17 protein-coding genes are annotated in these 19,096 nt (G+C 50.2%); 13 read left to right on the top strand and 4 right to left on the bottom strand.

The features are described 5' to 3' along the window. Positions 1 to 97: 97 nt before the first annotated feature. Entirely contained in the window at positions 98 to 820 is a 723-nt protein-coding gene (locus OO017_RS12985; protein ID WP_266052929.1) for an SIMPL domain-containing protein, read from the top strand. Positions 821 to 904: 84 nt separating this feature from the next. Here the strand turns inward: OO017_RS12985 and OO017_RS12980 are convergent, their stop codons facing one another. After that, positions 905 to 1,903, bottom strand: coding sequence for a hypothetical protein (locus tag OO017_RS12980; RefSeq protein WP_266052928.1), 999 nt, complete (start codon positions 1,901 to 1,903; stop codon positions 905 to 907). 198 nt (positions 1,904 to 2,101) lie between these two features. On the opposite strand from OO017_RS12980, the gene OO017_RS12975 reads away from it, so the two are divergent. Together OO017_RS12975 and OO017_RS12970 are read left to right on the top strand one after the other, a co-directional pair. After that, positions 2,102 to 2,932, top strand: coding sequence for an MBL fold metallo-hydrolase (locus OO017_RS12975; protein WP_266052927.1), 831 nt, complete (start codon positions 2,102 to 2,104; stop codon positions 2,930 to 2,932). A gap of 175 nt (positions 2,933 to 3,107) precedes the next feature. Next, positions 3,108 to 3,707 (top strand): hypothetical protein, encoded by a 600-nt coding sequence (locus OO017_RS12970; protein WP_266052926.1) that lies wholly within the window; start codon positions 3,108 to 3,110, stop codon positions 3,705 to 3,707. A 249-nt stretch (positions 3,708 to 3,956) separates the two neighbouring features. On the opposite strand, the gene OO017_RS12965 is transcribed toward OO017_RS12970, so the two are convergent. Beyond that, positions 3,957 to 6,143: a glycoside hydrolase family 97 protein gene (locus tag OO017_RS12965; RefSeq protein WP_439651312.1), complete on the bottom strand. Its 2,187-nt coding sequence runs from the start codon at positions 6,141 to 6,143 to the stop codon at positions 3,957 to 3,959. Positions 6,144 to 6,376: 233 nt separating this feature from the next. Then, the gene (locus OO017_RS12960) at positions 6,377 to 7,333 is read right to left on the bottom strand and encodes a phosphatase PAP2 family protein (RefSeq protein ID WP_266052925.1); all 957 of its coding nucleotides are present in this window, start codon (positions 7,331 to 7,333) and stop codon (positions 6,377 to 6,379) included. A gap of 172 nt (positions 7,334 to 7,505) precedes the next feature. Between OO017_RS12960 and OO017_RS12955 the strand changes: the two genes are divergently transcribed. The 7 genes from OO017_RS12955 to OO017_RS12925 all read left to right on the top strand — a co-directional run bounded on the left by OO017_RS12955 (position 7,506) and on the right by OO017_RS12925 (position 13,430). Next, the gene (locus OO017_RS12955) at positions 7,506 to 7,688 is read left to right on the top strand and encodes a hypothetical protein (protein ID WP_266052924.1); all 183 of its coding nucleotides are present in this window, start codon (positions 7,506 to 7,508) and stop codon (positions 7,686 to 7,688) included. Positions 7,689 to 7,715: 27 nt separating this feature from the next. Further along, complete coding sequence (locus OO017_RS12950; RefSeq protein ID WP_266052923.1) at positions 7,716 to 8,279, top strand: Crp/Fnr family transcriptional regulator; 564 nt, start codon at positions 7,716 to 7,718, stop codon at positions 8,277 to 8,279. Positions 8,280 to 8,350: 71 nt separating this feature from the next. Next, a complete protein-coding gene (locus tag OO017_RS12945) occupies positions 8,351 to 9,634 on the top strand; it encodes an MFS transporter (protein WP_266052922.1) in 1,284 nt (427 codons plus the stop codon). Between the two features lie 220 nt (positions 9,635 to 9,854). Then, positions 9,855 to 10,781 (top strand): hypothetical protein, encoded by a 927-nt coding sequence (locus OO017_RS12940; RefSeq protein WP_266052921.1) that lies wholly within the window; start codon positions 9,855 to 9,857, stop codon positions 10,779 to 10,781. A 387-nt stretch (positions 10,782 to 11,168) separates the two neighbouring features. After that, complete coding sequence (locus tag OO017_RS12935; protein WP_266052920.1) at positions 11,169 to 12,038, top strand: TIGR02587 family membrane protein; 870 nt, start codon at positions 11,169 to 11,171, stop codon at positions 12,036 to 12,038. Between the two features lie 12 nt (positions 12,039 to 12,050). After that, on the top strand, positions 12,051 to 12,500 hold the full coding sequence (locus OO017_RS12930; RefSeq protein WP_266052919.1) for a hypothetical protein: 450 nt from the start codon (positions 12,051 to 12,053) through the stop codon (positions 12,498 to 12,500). A 33-nt stretch (positions 12,501 to 12,533) separates the two neighbouring features. Then, positions 12,534 to 13,430, top strand: a complete 897-nt coding sequence (locus OO017_RS12925; protein WP_266052918.1) for a cyanophycinase — start codon at positions 12,534 to 12,536, stop codon at positions 13,428 to 13,430. A 164-nt stretch (positions 13,431 to 13,594) separates the two neighbouring features. Here the strand turns inward: OO017_RS12925 and OO017_RS12920 are convergent, their stop codons facing one another. Then, positions 13,595 to 15,712 (bottom strand): copper-translocating P-type ATPase, encoded by a 2,118-nt coding sequence (locus OO017_RS12920; protein WP_266052917.1) that lies wholly within the window; start codon positions 15,710 to 15,712, stop codon positions 13,595 to 13,597. A gap of 513 nt (positions 15,713 to 16,225) precedes the next feature. Here OO017_RS12920 and OO017_RS12915 point away from each other — a divergent pair. From OO017_RS12915 to OO017_RS12905, 3 genes are all read left to right on the top strand, one after another. Beyond that, the gene (locus tag OO017_RS12915) at positions 16,226 to 17,152 is read left to right on the top strand and encodes a cation diffusion facilitator family transporter (RefSeq protein WP_266052916.1); all 927 of its coding nucleotides are present in this window, start codon (positions 16,226 to 16,228) and stop codon (positions 17,150 to 17,152) included. Positions 17,153 to 17,308: 156 nt separating this feature from the next. Further along, on the top strand, positions 17,309 to 18,253 hold the full coding sequence (locus tag OO017_RS12910) for a manganese catalase family protein (RefSeq protein ID WP_266052915.1): 945 nt from the start codon (positions 17,309 to 17,311) through the stop codon (positions 18,251 to 18,253). A gap of 20 nt (positions 18,254 to 18,273) precedes the next feature. Beyond that, positions 18,274 to 19,086, top strand: a complete 813-nt coding sequence (locus tag OO017_RS12905) for a DsbA family oxidoreductase (protein ID WP_266052914.1) — start codon at positions 18,274 to 18,276, stop codon at positions 19,084 to 19,086. Positions 19,087 to 19,096 lie beyond the last annotated feature (10 nt).

Genomic DNA, 19,096 nt, shown 5'->3' with positions numbered 1-19,096 from the left:
GTTGCCTATTATACTTGTGGCATAGGGTTTGATATGATGCGCTATATAGCTAATGGCTATATTAGAACAAAAAGTATAAACCATAAACTTAACAACTATGAAAAAGATGAGTCTGATGTTGCTTCTGTGCCTGTTCTTTGTAGCCGCGCTACCGGTGCAGGCACAGCAGGGGCAGGTACTACCGCCTTTGGTAAGCGTAAACGGGACCGGCGAGGTGCGGGTGCAGCCTAATGAGGTTGTCGTGAACCTTGGAGTTGAAACACGCGGCAAATCCCTGGACGAGGCGCGTAAAGAAACCGATAAGAAGGCCGCGGCCATAATCAGTTACCTTAAAAAGCAGGGTGTGGATGCCAAGCATATTCAGACTTCTTATGTAACCCTCCGACCCGTTTACAGCAGTGGCGAGTATGGTCGTACCTCACCGGATTTTTACCTGGCTCAGAAAAGTATGACGGTGATTATTAAAAAACTGAATAAGTTTGATGAACTGCTATCCGGACTGTATGAAGTGGGGGCAAACCACGTAGACGGTGTGCAGTTCCAGGTTTCAAACTCTGAAATTGAAAAGTATAAAGCGGAGGCACGTAAGAAAGCGGTGGCCAATGCCAAGGAAAAGGCAACACAGCTTACATCGGAGTTGGGCGCTAAGCTGGGCCGCGTGTACGCTATCAGCGAGAGCGGAAGCAACGGCGGGCCACGGCCAATGTATAAAATGGCGGTAATGGAGTCAGCAGGTTACGACAGTGCGGGTGGGCCAACAATCGCCGGCGGCGAAGTGGTGATTACCTCAAACGTAGATGTTAGCTTCGTGATAGAATAAGCTTACTAGTATAAACTAAACCGACAGCGGCGGCACTCATACTTGTAGGGTGCCGCCGCTGTCTATTTATACATTGCTCTGTTTTTATACTTGCTTCACGTACCGATCCATCTGTTTATACTGGTTCTGCTCATCCAGTAAGAAACTAAGAGGCTGTTGCGGGTTCTGAAGTATTTGCTGCTCTCGTATACTCCATGGCTTCAGCATCTCCTCCAGCATGTGGGCGTAAGCCGGCATCTCCCAGGGGTTAAATATCTCATTCGTTACATCATCAATCAGCGTGTCCAGCACCAGGTGGTCGTCCTCTGGTTTTACGGGGCGGATAAAGTACTCTGGAACCACATTGAAGATATAAGCGGCGTAGAATACACGTGCTTTAAACTCGGCCAATTGCATAGGGTGTAACTGCTTGCCCTCGGTAAGCTGGCTTAACCTGCCGAGTGCTTTTTTAATGATGCCGTTATCTAATAAGGTGCACACAATAGCCACGGATCCAAGTTTTATACTAAACACCATGGTTGTCAGTTCATCCTGGTACTCGAAAGGAAGCTCATCCTCAGTTGGGCTCACCTCCAGCAGGAAAAGCGAGCAGGGCAGGAAGTTATCAAACACCATCGGCACCCGCAGCGACTGCAGCACCTGAAAAAAGGAGCGAAATTTACCCAGCATTTTCGGGTCCTCGCTCACGGCATACTCCGGCATCACGAGCGGGTTGGTCTCCTTTATCAGTTCAGTAACAAGTGAGCCATAATACATTTTGCCAATCCACTGGAAAAGGCGTTGGGGCGGCAGGGCCTGTAGTCCCGCTTTGCCGCTGGCGGCGGCCTGCTCTACTTCGTGCTCCAGGGGCAGCAGGTAATGGGTGTGGCAGCGGTCGCAGCAGGGAATGCTGAGCTGGCCGAAGGTGGTCACGCTCTTGTCGAGCAGCAGCAGTTCCTTGTGCTTCAGGTTATACTTTTGTTGCAGCCATTCGCCAAAAACAGGTGCACGGTGTTCTTTTGTGATGATAGTGCCGCACAGGAAGCAGTTAGTGTCAGTAAACTGCATCTTCTCGAACGGGTCATATAGTGTCAGGTCAATCATAAGCTCTTCGGTTCTGATGCACAAAGATACACAAGCCAGGGCGAGTTCCGCAAAAACAGCCTTTGTTAAGGCCCGTTATCACACGACAAAGTATAAAAGTACACAGCGCAGCAGCAGGGGAGTGCCCGCAGGTTTTTGTATTCTATTTGGATAACATAGGTTGAATAACTGCTTGATTTGTGGTTACTTTGCAGCCCTATGCAATTGTCCATCACATCATTAAATTCGGGAAGCAACGGCAACTGTTATTACATCGGCAACGACCGTGAGGCGGTGCTGGTGGATGCAGGCATTTCGTGCCGCGAAACAGAGAAGCGTATGAAACGCCTGGGGCTCTCCATGGGCAAAGTCAAGGCTATTTTTGTGTCGCATGAGCACGCTGACCATATTCGTGGCCTCCCGGTGCTGGCCAGGAAGTATAACCTGCCGGTATACATAACCCCGGGCACGCTGCACAACTCGCGGCTGGATTTAAGTGGCGTGCAGGTGCTGCACTTCCAGGCACACGAGGCGGTGCAGGTAGGGCGTATTTCCGTGCTTGCCTTCCCGAAGCTGCACGATGCCCGTGACCCGCATAGTTTCGTGGTGTCCTGCCAGGAGGTGAGAATTGGTGTTTTTACGGACATCGGCGCTCCCTGCGATCAAGTGATCGCGCATTTCCAGCTGTGCCATGCTGTTTTTCTGGAAGCCAACTATGACGAAGGGATGCTGGAGAAAGGCCGTTACCCATACTATCTGAAGAACCGCATTCGCGGCGGTCATGGGCATCTTTCCAACAGGCAGGCCCTGAGCCTGTATACGGCATACAAGCCCCCCTTCATGAGCCACGTGCTGTTATCCCACCTGTCTAAAGACAATAACTGTCCGAAACTGGTCGAGGCGCTTTTCAGGCTGCACGCAGACGGAGCAGAGGTAGTGGTGGCATCCCGCTTTGAGGAGACACCGGTTTATACTATCAGTAATTTACCAGTTGCCCCAAAAAGAAGTATAGGCCGGCAGATCAGCCTGTTTGATGCTGTCGTTGAATAATCCTCTTCCGATAGGTTTATCGTATAGTTGCTTAATAACGCAAGTAGCTACTGCAGGTATTTATACTTCAAAAATACTATCTTTAAATCAGGAAGTACGTTAGGTAACGTATGGCCTGGTAGGGTTAGCCTACTGCAGGCCGCATGTTTAATCTTCACTTAAACCACTTACTGATATGAATGTAACTCTCTCGATTGCACTACTTGCACTATTTGGTTTCAGCGCCCAGGCCCAGACGAGCTCACAGGCAGCTCCGTCTGCCGATGCCCAGATAAAGGCCGCTGTACTGGCCGCACCCACTGATATGCGCGACGGTGCCGCCGTGTATGGCTATGACCGCAACGGTAAGTTTGTTATGCTGCGGAAGGGTACGAATGAGATGATCTGTCTGGCGGATGACCCTGCCCAGGAGGGACTTTCGGTGTCCTGTTACCACAAAGACCTGGAGCCGTTTATGGCGCGTGGGCGGGAACTGAGAAAGGCCGGAAAAGAGTCGAAGGAGATTTTTGAAATGAGAGAGCAGGAGGCTAAAAGTGGGAAGCTGAAAATGCCGAAACAGCCGACCACACTTTTCGTGTATACTGCCGATGCCAATAATTTTAATGCCGCCTCCGGCGAGGTAAAGGATGGCTACCTGCGCTATGTGGTTTACATCCCATATGCTACCTCCGAAAGCACCGGGCTACCCCTGAAACCAAGCGGCCCGGCCATGCCCTGGATCATGTACCCCGGTACGCACGGCGCCCACATCATGATCAACCCGCCCCGCGACTAAGTATAAAGTATAAAATAAAAAAGGCCGGCTTCTCTGAACAACAGAGAAGCCGGCCTTTTTTATTGGTTGAAGTATGAGAGGAAGCCTGCTTAGGCTTTGGTAGTTGCCTCCGTGTTATGCATTACTAAGGCGAGGCATTCTTAGCTGTAGATACGGCAACGCAATGTATAAGTGGTGGCAACTACCTCAAACAAAAAAGCGCGATGCATTGCTGCACCGCGCTTTTCTATACTTCAGAATCATCCCAGGCTATAGTTTTTTCAAGCCTTTCATGTCCTGCTTGCTGCCTTCGTGCACGCTTACGGCTACACCGCCTCCTGGCGCCATGGCCTGCTTCAGCACACTTTTCGAGTTAACGAGCACCTTGCGGATGGTGTATTTCTGCGGGTTCTTGTTCCAGCTGGCATCCTTTGCATCGGCGTAAATTGTGGCGATGTAATTTTTGCCTTTTGGCAGGAAGTCGAAGCGTACGGTGGCGGTGCGGGCGTTCTCATCGGTAACACCACCCACATACCACTCGTTTTTCCCTTTGGCCTTACGGGCGATGGTTACATAATCGCCTGGCTCAGCTTCCTGCACCCAGGTGTTGTCCCAGTCCAAGGCTACATCCTTAATGAACTGGAACGCGTCTGGGAAGCGCTCGTAGTTCTCTGGCAGGTCGGCGGCCATTTGCAGTGGGCTGTACATGGTTACGTAATAAGCCAGTTGCTTCACAAGGGTTGTATTTACACGCTGGTTGCTGCCGGTGCCATAGAAAGAAAGGTCTGTCTGGAAAATACCAGGAGTATAGTCCATTGGGCCACCCATCAGGCGGGTGAATGGTAGAATGGTGGTATGGTCCGGGGCCAGGCCGCCCATAGACTCAAACTCAGTGCCACGTGCCGACTCCTGCGCGATCCAGTTCGGATAGGTGCGGTGCACACCCGTAGGGCGAACAGCCTCATGGCTGTTGATCATAATTTTATACTTTGCGGCAGTTTCAGCAACGTGTATGTAGTGGTTTACCATCCATTGGCTGTCGTGGTGCTCACCGCGGGGAATGATCTTGCCCACATAACCCGTCTTCACGGCGCTGTAGCCATGGTCCTGCATAAACTGGAAAGCCTCGTTCAGGCGGCGCTCATAGTTGGTGGCAGAGCCCGATGTCTCGTGGTGCATCATAATCTCCACACCTTTGTCAGCGGCATATTGCTGCAGCTCCTTTACATCAAAGTCAGGGTATGGCGTTTTGAAATCGAACACGTTCTCTTTCCAGTTACCGAACCAGTCTTCCCAGCCAATGTTCCAGCCCTCTACCAGCACCGCGTCAAAACCGTGCTTGGCGGCAAAGTCGATGTGCTTCTTCACGTTTTCGGTAGTAGCCCCGTGGCGGTTGTTTGGCGTCAGCTCGTTAAAGTCGTCGCTCAGTTTTACGTTCGTCTCTGTGCCGTAAGCCCAGGTGCTCTTGCCTGCCACAAAGTACTCCCACCATACACCGATATACTTTACAGGCCTGATCCAGGAGGTGTCCTCGTATTTGGTTGGCTCGTTCAGGTTCAGGATCAGCCTTGACTCCAGGATGTCAGTGGCTTTGTCGCTTACCACAATGGTACGCCAAGGCGTGTGGGCATCGGTTTGCACATAGCCTTTGTTGCCCACAGCGTCAGGTGTCAGGTGCGAACTCATTTTATAGTTCTTAGGGTCCACGTTCAGGTGCATGGCCGGGTAATTTACAAGCGCCGCTTCGTGGATGTTGATGTACAGGCCATCAGCCGTTTTCATCATGGACGGTGTCTGTACCGACAGGGTGTCAATCGGGTACTGGGCGTGCACATCGTGCGTGGCTTTCTCGATCAACTGCGGGATCTCAGAGATGTTCGAAGTAGTATAGGCATACTCGTTTGTGTCGTAGTCGCCCCTGATCCAGAAGATCTTGTGGTCACCGGCAAGATTAAACTCCGTTTTTTCCTCCTTTATGATGAAATAGCTCAGCTCCGGCTGCTCCGGGAACTCGTAACGGAAGCCCAGGCCATCGTTGAACAGGCGGAAACGGATGTTGATGTGGCGGCCTTTCTGGTCTTTCTGGGCCAGGGTAACAAGCAGTTCGTTGTAATGATTGCGGATGGTTTTCTCCTCACCCATAATTGGCTCCCAGGTATTGTTTACAGTGGTCTGCTTTGTGTCTGTCACTGTAAAACCTTCCATAAAAGAAGAAACGTCCTGTGTCTCCAGGCCCAGTTTACTTTGCTTGATAACCGGCTTCTTCTTGTAAGTCAGTTGGTAGGTCGGCTCACCGTTTTTGGTCAGCTCAAACTTCATTGTAAAGTTTGTGTCGGGGGAGGTGATAACCTGTGCCTGTACCAGCGCGGTGAAAGTACAGAGAAATAGGACTAAAAACATCCTGCGCACCGAGTGGCGTGTCCGCCTTGCGCGTGTTGTGGCTTGTTTAAGGTTCATGTTATACGTAGTGTTCATTGATTTTACACTTGGTTCAGGAAAGGGCGTTCCGCTGTGGGCTTGTATCTGTTGCCCTTTTCCCTTCGCAAATTACGCTAAAAATCGGGTTTTTTCATGTCCCAATTTCCATGCAGGTTGCTGCTGTTGCCGTTTCTACGTAGCGTCAAGGCTTTAAGCGAAGTATAAAGTCAAAAAGCTCCCCTGTTTTGCAGGAGAGCTTTTAAGGCAGGCGGTCAGCAGGTCAAATTAGACTGCAAGTGTAGGGTTTTGTAAAGTATAAAACGGCTGCTATTATATTTACAAGTACGAAGTGCAGTGGCGTTGGCTTCCCATTCTGCAACAGCAGCTTTCAGGTCGGCCTTAAACTGTTTGTTGTTGAAGTAGGCGATGAGCATGCGGTGGGCCAGCAGGCGCGCAGTCTCGTTATCGCTTGGGTAGTGTATGCCCATTATCTCGCGCGATTTGCGGATCTCGTCAGCTACTGCCAGGAACGCCCCGCGCTTTTCAGGGTTTATCTCGCTCCAGATGTACGCCTGTAGGTAAGCCCACAGCGTATGGCCGCTTGCAAAGGCCGGTGAGCTCATCTTAGCCATCGCGTTCAGCTGTGGCTCCAGGTGGTAGGGGCGCGGGCGCAACTGCTGGTACTTCACGGTAAACTCCATCAGACGCATGTCCTGCATGGCACCCTGCAGTAATTTAGAGATGGCCGGGAAATTGGCCGCTGTAACCCCGTCGCCATGCACCTCCCGGCTCACGAAGAACAGGTGTTTCAGGTTCTCCTGGTAAAAAGGGTGGTTCGGCAGGAGGTTAACTTGTGGCCAATACCCGATTTCTCCCAGCATGGCAACACGCTTCTCCTGTTCGGGTGTGCGTCTCTGTTGCAGTTCCAGCAGGTAATTCAGTTCAGAACGTGTCTGGTCGGAGCTGTTGGCCGGGGCCTTAACGCTTTGGCTTATCTGCCGGAACTGCTGATCGGTAAGGTAATGCGGCTTTGCCAGCAGAAAAGTAATGGAGCTGCCGTAATCCGCTCCCGGGTACTGTACCGTATCCATCCAGCTCCGCGCCGGGTTTATACTTGTGCTGTGCGCTTGCAGGGTTTTGTAGTGTTCCGCTGCGGGTTCTTGTTTATGTTGCGCCTCAACGGCAATCCAGGCGAACAGCAGGGGCAGTAAAAGTAATTTTTTCATCATGGTTAGTTTGCTTAAATTTGATTACAAACCGATGACGGAGCGCGGGCCATAAAGACGCAGCTCGGAAAAAATATTTCAAAGTACAACCGGCCCTACCGGTAGCGCATTGACCCGGTATGAAATTAAAAAGCTACTGCTAAGGTTATCAGGCTGAGTTTATACTTAAAGAGGTATGGAAATGACGGAAGAGGAGTTTAAGGCGAAGTATAAGGAGGCGCTGGATGCCGTGATCGCAGCTATGGCCGAGGAACAGGAGATAGACCCAGGTAAGTTTTACAGTATGGTTTGTGTGCTGGAGAACCTGAGTTTTTTCAGCCCGGTGCTGTACGGCGCCCTCCGTAGCAAAAAAGATTAAAACATGGGGCATCGTTGCCCTCAACGTATGGACGAGTTATTTCAGTTTTTCAAGGCCTTTTACCCCATCTCTCCGGCGGCGCAGGAAGCCATTACCGCCATTTCCACCGAAATCTCCATGGCCCGCAACAAGGACCTCCAACCGATCGGCCACTCCTGCAAAACAATCTACTTCCTGAAAAAGGGCATCGCCCGTATCTACTACTACAAAGATGGCATTGACGTCACGGAGAGCTTTGAGTTTGAACATTCCATTGTAGCTCGGGTGGAGAGCCTATTTAGCGGCAGGCCCTCTCGCAAAGGCATTCAGATTGTAGAAGATGCCGAGCTGATCGCTATAGACGCTAACAAGCTTTTCAAACTTTACGATGCATTTCCGGAGATTGAGCGGCTGTTCCGGAAGATCTTTGAGGCGGCACACGTTAACCTGGTGAACCGCCTGGAAAGCCTGCAGTTCCATACTGCCGAGGAGCGCTACAACGACCTCATCAAGGAGTCGCCCGAGATCCTACAGCGTGTCCCCCTCAAGCACATTGCCTCTTATTTGGGCATTACACAGGTGAGCCTGAGCAGGATCAGGGCGAAGCGGTGATTATTTAACATATGTAAAAAGAATCGGGTAATGTGCTGGTTATCTTTGCTATGAGTATAAATAGCAGCGATATGGAGCACATTAAACTTGGGTTAAAGGAAAACTGGCGGCAGTTCGCGCTGCTGGTTCTCATCAACGGCTTTGTGGGAGGCATGGTAGGCCTGGAGCGGTCCATACTTCCGCAGATCGCGGAGCAGGAGTTCGCCATCGCGGCCAAAACGGCTATCCTTTCCTTCATCATTGTTTTCGGTATTGTAAAGGCCCTTACCAATTACTACGCGGGTGCACTGGCTAACCGCTACGGCCGGAAAAACCTGCTGGTGGCCGGTTGGGTGATTGGTATTCCCATTCCCTTTATACTGATGTTTGCCCCCGACTGGAGCTGGATTATTGCGGCAAATGTGCTGCTCGGCATCAACCAGGGCCTTACGTGGTCGAGTACGGTGGTGATGAAGATTGACCTGGTGGGGGAGAAGCAGCGCGGTTTTGCCATGGGCCTGAATGAGTTTGCCGGCTACCTGGCGGTGGCCGTCGTCGCTTTCCTCACAGGCTGGATTGCGGGGGAGTACGGCATCCGCCCTTATCCTTTTTACCTGGGTATCGGCCTGGTCTTTTTCGGACTGATCGGGAGTTGGTTCTGGGTGAAGGACACACGCCACCATGTTGCCAAAGAAACGACCTCAAGCATTATTCCAAGGCTGCAAAGTGTCTTCTGGGACACCACCTGGAAAAACCGCAACCTGGGCTCCGTTACGCAGGCAGGCCTTATTAACAACCTGAACGACGGCATGGCCTGGGGTATCTTCCCGATCATGCTGGCCGGCAAAGGCTTTACGCTGGAGCAGATCGGCATCGTAACCGCTGTTTACCCTGCGGTTTGGGGCATCGGGCAGCTTTTCACCGGAAAAATGGCTGACACGTTCTGTAAGAAGAACATGCTGTTTATTGGTATGCTGCTGCAGGCGGTGGCACTTCTCGCCCTTGTCTGGGCAAGCTCTATGCTGCACTTTGTGGCTTTGTCTACTATACTTGGCTGGGGCACAGCCATGGTTTACCCTACTTTTTTGGCTACTGTGGCAGAAAACACAAACCCGCAGGACAGGGCACAAAGCATCGGTATCTTCAGGCTGTGGCGCGACCTGGGCTATGCCATCGGGGCCATACTGACAGGCGTCATCGCAGACCTGCTAAGTATAAATGCCTCTATTCTGTTCATTGCTGCACTTACGTTTTTATCAGCAGGAATCATCTTTTACAGGATGAGGTGCTATGGCACACGCAGCGCAAACCAATGTTCGGAGAAAGATAGAACGAAAGCAGTGTTTAATCAGGCAAGTATAAAAATGCTTAGCTAACAAAGCTGAGCAGTACTCCCGATGAGGCTCTTTAAGTAATCTGAAGGATGGTTTAGCAACCTCATCGTGGCATGTACTCTATCAATCAAGGCAATACGCTTAAGTATAACACGAACTCCCCGGGCAAACATTTTACAGTAAGCTTGTGTATGATTTGTAAAAGTATGGGGTCCGCTAGAGGAAGTATGCAGTTGCAGCGGCTCCTGGAAAAACAGATTGTATGCATGTAATAACTGTAAAAGCCCCTGAAGGGCAAGGCGAGAATATTGCAGCGGTTGCGTTTCGTTCGGGTGTAAGCCAGGTGTCCGTTCAACAGGCCAGGCAGCAAAGCCCTGACCGTGCTGCAAGGATGCTGGATGTGGTAGAGATTGAAGCAGCCACGCCTAAAACTAAAAAGTTTATAGAAGACCTGATGGCTGCGCCTTACTTTGATCCTCAGACATTTTCCTTCTCCATTCTAAAGTCAGAATCTCAATTCGCGTCTGAGTCGCCCGGCAAAGAAACACATCCGATAGCAAGGCCCAGCACCGATGTGTATGAAGAGCTTTGGCAGTTTGTGAAAGTAACGGTCAGCCTGGCGGGCCGCGTTTTCCTGTCTTCTGTATTGCTGGCGTATGGCATGGTGGAAAACATGCTGCCCCTGATCATAGCCGGCTTGTTGTTTCTGCCCTATCATCATCACATGCTGGCGGTTGGGCTGGGCGCTTGTCTTAAAGAGTGGCGCTTTTTTAGGCAAGGCATACTTGCGCTGTGTGTTTCTACGCTCCTGATTTTTCTAGCTGGTGCCTGTGTGGCGTTTTTCACCGAACCTCCTATCGGTTTCCAGGAGTTGGGCACACCGCTTTCCGGGTTTATACTTGCAATGGTTATCGGGGTGGCAGCGGCCTTAGGTGCTATGGTTGATGCAGGGCGAAGGGAGCTGATCGGGCTTGCAGCAACCGCACACATTTCCATTTTCCCAGTCTGGTTCGGCCTGAAAGCCGTATTTGGTTTTGCTGCCTCTGACAAAGTATGGGAACACCTGGTAACATTCGGCGCAAACATTACATCCCTCACTGTAGCCGCAGCAATAACCTTCGCCGTGATAGGCATGCGGGGAGATGGCATTCGTAGGTTTATCAAGGGCGTTAGCAAGGCCAGGCTTTAACCAGACCATTAGCCCAGACGCCCCTTTCCCTTTAAGTGCTAAAGCCAGTGATTCAATACTGCGGAGTTGTTTTATACTTCTCCCCCTACACTTTTATTGCTAAGCCACCACTGCATCTAAGTATAAAACAGGCACGCTGGGGAGCTAACTTCTTACGTGTAAAATATCAGTGTATGCGATTTATACTTATAAGTGTTGCCTATCTCCTAAAAAACAGCCAGCATGTAGCCTTTCCTTTTTCAATTCGTATTTAGAGCGCTGAACCTTACAAATATTATTAGTCTATCAATTATTTTTTGGCGTAGACGGTAGCAACTTCAAAGGCACAGCTCAGATACAAAGCAAAAAGGCTGGAGGAATCCTTAATTAAAATTAAAAAAGCAACACGTGACTGATAGTGAGCAGGATAAAAACGAAAGGCCTGTCCGGAAATCTCTGAAGGAGTATGCCCGCGGTATTGCAGGAGGGCTGCTGTTCAGCTTTCCGCTGCTGTACACCATGGAGGTATGGTGGGCCGGCTTTATTGCAAAACCCGTGGACCTGATCGTGCTGGTAATCGTTACCTACCTGCTCTTGCTTGGCTATAACCGTTTTGCCGGCATGCACCCGGACGCTTCCTGGGAAAGTGTTTTTATAGATTCTGTGGAAGAGATGGGCATCGGCTTGTTGCTCTCATTCGCCGTGCTCCTGACCCTGAATAGGATACAGCTAACCGGCATGAGTACCGATGAACTGATGGGAAAAGTTATTATTGAGGCTATGGCCGTTTCTATCGGGGTGTCTATCGGTACAGCTCAGCTAGGGGCCGAGGAGCAGGAGGAAAAGGAGGAAAAAGAGAAACAGGAGCGGGAATCCAGGGGGCGCGGCTCTAAGCTGGGCCTTTTCGTGCTGGGCCTTTGCGGGGCCATCATCATCGGGGGCAACGTAGCGCCTACCGAAGAGGTTATCCTGATAGCTGTGGAGGCTAAGCCATCCCATATATTAGCCATGGCTATACTTTCGCTTTTACTTAGTGTGGTGGTGGTGTTCTTCAGTAATTTTAAGGGAACCGCAGGGCCATCTTCCAATAACCTTCTCTACGATATTACCTTCGATACATGCATGAGCTATCTTACGGCCCTAGGCGCTTCTGCTTTTGTACTGTGGTTTTTCGGGCGCTTTGATGGCGTAAGTTTCTGGGTAGCTTTTTCGCAGGTAATCGTGCTGGGCGTACTTTCGTCCCTCGGTGCCTCTGCAGGCCGCCTCTTGATCAAGTAAATATGCTTTGAAATGGAAAAGAACAATGAAATGCAGGAACAGTCAGGAAATAACCAGAAACTGGCTGTAGAAAACCGGCATGAGGAGAAAAAGAACTGGCTGGAGTGGTCTGTTTTTGCTTTAAGCATTGTGCTTGTACTTGGAATATTGGTTTACCTGGCTTATCAGGCTTTTACGCATAAAGCATCAACACCTGATTTGTATGTACAGGTTTGGTCTGATCCATCGGCCAACGCGCCTAACCGTTATCATATCCTGCTGGAGAATAAAGGTGGGGCAACGGCTGAAGAAGTAACTATTGAGTTGGTGCTGGTGCAGGGCGGGAAAGAAGTGGAGAAAGCCCAGTTGCAGATTCCTTTTGCTCCCCAGGAGTCGAAGCGGGAAGGGTGGGTGAACTTTACAAATAACCCCATCAAGGCAGATACAATAGTATCCAGGGTAGTGAGTTATAAGAAACCCTGACTTACATGTTTAAGTGATTATCAGAAGCTGGAAATGGCAAAACAAAAAGTATCGGGCAAGTATAAACAGCGCAAAGGGGCACCAATGCCAAAGGGGCGCCTACTAGCCATTGGCGGCCACGAAAACAAAGGGAATGGCGAAGCGCTAAAAGATGAGCAATCCCGGAACATAGACTTTGAGAGTGAGGAAATCCTGAAGTTTTTTATATCAGAGATAAAAGGCGATAACCCGCTAGTGGCTGTTATCCCCACTGCCTCTTCTATTCCTGAAGAAATGGGCAGGGAGTATATAAAGGTATTTAAAAACCTGGGAATAAAACGTGTGGAGGTATTGGATATTCGCTCCCGCGACGATGCCAATGACCCCAGCCATTATGATGTGATTAAGCGAGCTGCGGCGATCTTTTTTACAGGTGGCGACCAACTGCGACTGACATCCATTTTAGGTGGTACCCCGTTGCTGCAACTGATGAAAGAACGCTTCACGTACGACGATATCCTGATAGCCGGTACCAGTGCCGGAGCCACTGCTTTATCTACGCCCATGATCTATGAAGTGATGACGCATGGTGGTTTTCTGAAAGGGGATGTGCGCATTACCACGGGTCTGGAGTTTCTGAAAAATGTGGCTGTTGATACCCACTTTATAGAACGGGGGCGCATTGTGCGCATGAGTCAATGCATCGTAACTAACCCGGGTTGCATCGGCATGGGTTTGGAAGAAGACACGGCAGCTTACATAACCGAGGGAAAGGAAGTAGAGGTAGTTGGCAGCGGACTGATGACCATAGTGGATGGCATGGATATGACCTGCACAGATATATACAAGATAGGTACTGGTGAGCCTTTCTCTGTGCGCGGCCTGCGCGTGCACCTGCTCTCAGGCGGCGAGAAGTACACCATCCCTACCTACGACCAACTGCACCTTTAAGCGAAAGCGGTGGCCTTTAATTGTCAGGCAAATTTCGTATACCCGGTGTAAGAACTCATACTTTAAAGAACTAAGCTATCGCTTTATGGTGCGCAGTTATATAAACGTTAAAATAAGGAGATTACATTTTGCCTGATTCCTGATAGGAGCATACTTGCAGTGCGCTACTTAATTTCTTTCCGCAGCAGCTGTGCGTTTATGGCCACGATCACCGTACTTAAACTCATCAAAGCGGCTCCCACGGCTGGCGAAACCATAATCCCTTGGCTATAGAGCACACCGGCGGCAAGTGGCAACGCGATCACGTTATAGCCTGTGGCCCAGATCAGGTTCTGTATCATCTTTCGGTAAGTGGCTTTCCCAAACAATATTAGCGATGCAATGTCCTGCGGATTGCTATTCACAAGTATAATATCGGCTGTCTCGGCGGCTACGTCTGTGCCTGAACCAACGGCAATGCCTACATCGGCCTGTGCAAGGGCAGGGGCATCGTTCACACCATCGCCGGTCATGGCTATGAATTCCCCTTTCTCCTGGAGTTCCTTTACCTTCTCCTGCTTTTGGTGCGGCAGCACATTGGCCAGGTAGCCGTCCATCCCCAGCTTGTCGCTCACGCTTTTGGCAACACGTTCATTATCGCCGGTAAGCAGCAGGTTTTTGATGCCGTTCTCCTTCAGCACCCTTATCGCTTCGGCAGATTCTTCCCGTATCTGGTCGCGCATGGTGATGTAGCCCACAGGCTCTTTGTTAAGAAGCACATAAACCACAGTTTCCACGCCTTCCTCTGCAGTACTGGCCGGCACCTCAATCTCAAATTCTTTGATGTAGTTTGGCCCCACCACCTTAACGTCTTTGCCTTCTACCGTACCTTCCAGTCCTTTCCCGGGCAGGTAGTTAAAGGTTTGGGAAGGGGGTACGATTACACCTTCTTCTTTCGCTTTCCTAAGTATCGCCTGTGAGATAAAATGCTCAGAGTTCTGCTCTATACCGGAGGCCAGGCGCAACATCTCCCGTTTCTCCATAACACCATTAAAAGTTTCAACTGACGCGATTTCGTGGGAACCGCGGGTAAGCGTGCCTGTTTTATCGAAAATAACGGTGGTGATTTTTCGTGAGTTCTCGAAGGCGGTGCGGTTACGGATGAGCAACCCGTTGTTTGCTGAGACAGCCGTTGAAATTGCCACCACCAGCGGCACGGCCAAGCCTAAGGCGTGGGGGCAGGAAATAACCATCACGGTAACCATGCGCTCCAGGGCAAAGGAGAACTCCTGGCCTAAAATTAACCATACGGTTAACGTTCCGAAGCCTGCAGTAAGGGCAATGTAGGTAAGCCATTTGGCAGCACGGTCGGCCAGGCGCTGTGTCTCTGACTTTGTTTTCTGCGCCTCCTGCACCAGATTAATCACCTTGTTTAGGTAACTCTCTTTTCCGGTATGCTCTACCCGTACCCGCAGCGAGCCGTTACCGTTAATGGATCCGCCTATCACATTGTTGCCTTGCATTTTCTTTACCGGCTTGCTCTCACCGGTTAGCATACTTTCGTTCAGGTGACTTTCTCCGTCTTCAACCACTCCGTCGGCGGGTACTTTCTCGCCTGGCTTCACCAGTATAAGGTCGTTTCTTTTAAGATCCTCAATGCGGACTCTTACTGTTTCCCCATCCCTTATCAGCATGGCTTCTGCGGGCATCATACTTACCAGCAACTCCAAAGCTTTTGAGGCACCGAGTACCGAGCGCATTTCAATCCAATGGCCCAGCAGCATGATCACGATCAGGGTGGCCAGTTCCCAGAAAAAATCCATGCCCTCCAGGCCAAACACGGTTGCGGTGCTGTAAACATAGGCCACTGTTATAGCCACCCCGATCAGGGTCATCATGCCGGGAGCCCCTTTCTTTACCTCATCTGCCAAACCCGTTAAGAAAGGCCAGCCACCATAAAAGTAAATGATCGAGGAGAGTGCAAAGGCAATATACATGCTGTAGGGTATGTCCAGCGAGAAGCCCAGGATATGCTGCACCATCGGGCTAAGTATGATCACAGGCACGGCCAGCACCAGCGACACCCAAAAACGCTTCTTAAAATCTTCGATCATCATGCGGTGATGGTCGTGCCCGTGTTCTCCGTGCGGTGGGTGCCAGGTAGTATCCTTGTGCATGGCGTGCTCGTGGCCGTGCAGTGTTTTTTCCTGCAACTTTTCCTCCGTGCGGTCAATTTTTGCATCTGCATTTGCTTTGGGGCTATGTTGCTGGTGCAGATTATGCTTATGGTCGTGTTCCTTCATGTTTTAGAGAAATACCTTCTGTTACTGCCGTTTCTATAACTTCCTTAATCCTAAAACCCTAAACGATAATTGGGTAAATAAGGATTACCGCCCCGAATTATGCAAAACAAGGTAGGGCATCAATGTCTGAAATAAATACTCAGCCTTTGTTATGCACTTACAGCTAAACAAATTATATGAACTACAGCAAAAGACCATAACAGCCGAGGGTACGGCCTGGGTGTTTCTCCAAGAGTCAGGGAAGCAGCGTTTTGTTAGTTGGGCGATGTATGAAGTATAGCAGAAGCAAACCCGCCCGGCCAGCAAGGTATTTAAGTAAGAAGTTCTCAAACCACGTAAGCTATACCACAGCCTGATTGGGCATGGCAGGTAGTCCTTTACAGCGCCTTGCAACGTTAAACAGGGTGCTATAATCTTTCATTTTTAGCCATGCAGGAGCAGCTGCTGTAAATCTTCCTGCCTTATAACCGTAGGCTAGGGAGAAATTATGTTTGATCAAAAGTATAAAGCTATATGAATGTTAAACCGTCAAAGCTTCCGCTTTATGGTGCGCTGGCTGCCAACCTGGCTATCGCCATCATGAAGTTTATCGCAGCTGGCTTCAGCGGAAGCTCCGCAATGCTCTCCGAAGGAATCCACTCTTTAGTTGATACCGGAAATGCACTGTTACTACTATTAGGGTTAAAGAAAAGTCAGAAACCTGCCGATGCCTCGCATCCCTTCGGGCATGGCAAAGAGTTATACTTCTGGTCACTGATTGTAGCTATCCTGATCTTTGCCGTTGGTGGGGGCATGTCTATTTACGAAGGCATCGCTCATTTAAACCACCCGAGCCCGTTGCAGGACCCGACGCTGAGTTACATCATACTTGGAGCGGCGATGGTTTTTGAAGGTATAGCCTGGGCCGTAGCCTATAAAAGCTTCTCCAAAACAAGGGTAGATAAGAATTTCGTTCGTGCCTTACGAGCCAGTAAAGATCCCGCCACTTTCACCGTGTTGTTCGAGGATTCAGCTGCCATCATGGGTTTGGCCGTCGCATTCCTTGGTGTGTTTCTGAGTCATCAGTTCAACAACCCATATTTTGATGGTATCGCTTCCATTGCGATCGGATTAATACTGGCTAGTGTGGCTGTGTTCCTGGTGGTAGAAAGCAAAGGTCTTTTAATAGGGGAAGGAGCAAATAAACTGACTGTAGAAAGTATAAGTAACATCGCCAACGCAGACCCAGCCGTGGAAAGGATCGCACCACCGCTAACCATGCACTTGGGGCCATTCGAAATTCTCTTGGCTATGGACATAAAGTTTAAAAGCCAACTTGCCTCTGGGGAGGTTGAGGCCGCCATAGTGCGCCTGGAAAAGAGATTACTGGAGCAGCACCCGGAGGTGAAGCGCATTTTTATTGAGGCAAGGTCCATCACATCGAAGGAGCCAAATGCTTAAGGCATAGGATACTACAGTGGCAGCGCTTGTTGCACTTCAAATAAAAGGCCTGGCCGCAGATTTTATCATTGTTTGCCCTATATAGGAAACTGCTATTTAGGCACTCCGTTTTAAAGAGTTCTTGAATAAATGTTTAAACTAAAGAAAGGAGGACAAATGTTCTATCACGTAAAGGAGCTACAGTTCAACGCACGCGTGTCCGGACCTGACCCAGCTTTTGCCAGCCTGCTGCTGGAGCAGTTTGGTGGGCCAAACGGGGAGCTTAAGGCAGCGATGCAGTACTTTACACAAGCCTTTGCCATGCGGCAGCCCCATCCCGACAAGTATGATTTGCTGATGGATATTGCCACAGAGGAGTTCAGCCACCTGGAAATTGTGGGTGCTACTATTCAGATGCTGCTCGGAGGCATAAACGGAGAACTGAAAAACGCAGCCGATCAGGCCGAAATTATGCAGCTGTTGGATGGTAAGGCAACGAAAGAAGACTTCATCCATAACGCCATGCTCAATCCGCAGTTCCTGGTAGTAAGCGGCGGAGGCCCTACTGTTACCAACAGCCAGGGAGTGCCGTGGTCAGGCTCGTACGTTACAGCCAACGGAGACCCAACCGTAGACCTGCGCTCCAACATTGCGGCGGAGTCAAGGGCCAAGATCGTGTACGAGTACCTGATGAAGTTCACTGACGATCCTTATGTAAAAGAGACGCTGAACTTCCTGATGACGCGCGAGGTGGCGCACTTCCAGATGTTTGAAGCGGCTCTGGAAACCATACAGCCAAACTTCCCGCCAGGCATCCTGCAAAGCGACCCGCGCTACAGCAACAGTTACTTTAACATGAGTAACGGTGCCGATGCCAAAGGCCCCTGGAACGAAGGCAAGAGCCCAGGGCTTGGGGAAACCTGGCAGTACATCCATGAGCCATTTGAACATGTGGTGGAAACCAACGGTATGCTAAACCATGGTTCTAGAGGCACAGACCGAACAAAAGAAAGTGTGGCACGAAAAGACAAAGAATTAAGCCAGGAACGTAGCAAAAAAGTAAAAGCTGCCGTACCAAGTGGAGAAAACCAATGGTGCGAATATCCTCAGAACAGCATGTAAGCTGGGGGTAAAAAAGGCTTATGACTAACAAAGAGAGCAAACTAAAAACGAAAAATGAAGCAGGGTCGGTAGAGATTGAGTTCTATACCGACCCTCTTTGTTGCTGGAGCTGGGCGCTGGAGCCGCAGTGGCGCAAGCTGCGCTTTATGTACCGAGGCAAAATAAAATGGCGCTACCGCATGGGTGGCCTCATTCCTAACTGGAACAGCTTTCAGGACCCGATCAATAGTATAAGCCGCCCGCTGCAGATGGGGCCTTTGTGGTTGGAGGCAAAGTATAAATCCGGCATGCCCATACAAGACAGGGTGTGGTATGAAAATCCTCCAAAATCATCTTACCCGGGCTGTATTGCGGTAAAGGCAGCAGCACTGCAATCACCAGTGGCGGCAGAGGCTTACCTAAGGAGGGTGCGGGAGGCGGTAATGCTGCACGGTAAAGACGTGTCAGACTGGGAGGTGCTGCAGCAAATAGGAGAGGAGCTGAGCCAGGAAAACAGTGATCTACTAGATTTTGAAAGGCTGCAACAGGGCATGGGAAGCCAGGAAGCACGCAAAGCTTTTGAGGAAGACCTGTTGCAGGTGCGGCTGCACAACATAAGCAGGTTCCCGGCCCTGACGATGAAGCGTGAAGGAGAAGGCAAGGGCGTATTGATTGTGGGCTACAGACCTTACGAAGCGCTGGAAGCCGCCCTGTTAGAGGTGGCTCCTGAACTAGAACCTATTCAGCATACAACCGACGAGGTGGAGTACAGAAGGTACTGGGGCAGCATTACAGAGCGCGAACTAAAGGAAGCATTAAAGCAAGAAACGAAAGAGCACCCCATGTCCGATTAAATATTAGAAG

This window comes from Pontibacter anaerobius (assembly GCF_026241195.1).
Lineage (GTDB): Bacteria > Bacteroidota > Bacteroidia > Cytophagales > Hymenobacteraceae > Pontibacter > Pontibacter anaerobius.
The sequence above is the reverse complement of the archived record's forward strand: the minus strand, read 5'-3'. Positions and strand labels throughout refer to the sequence as shown.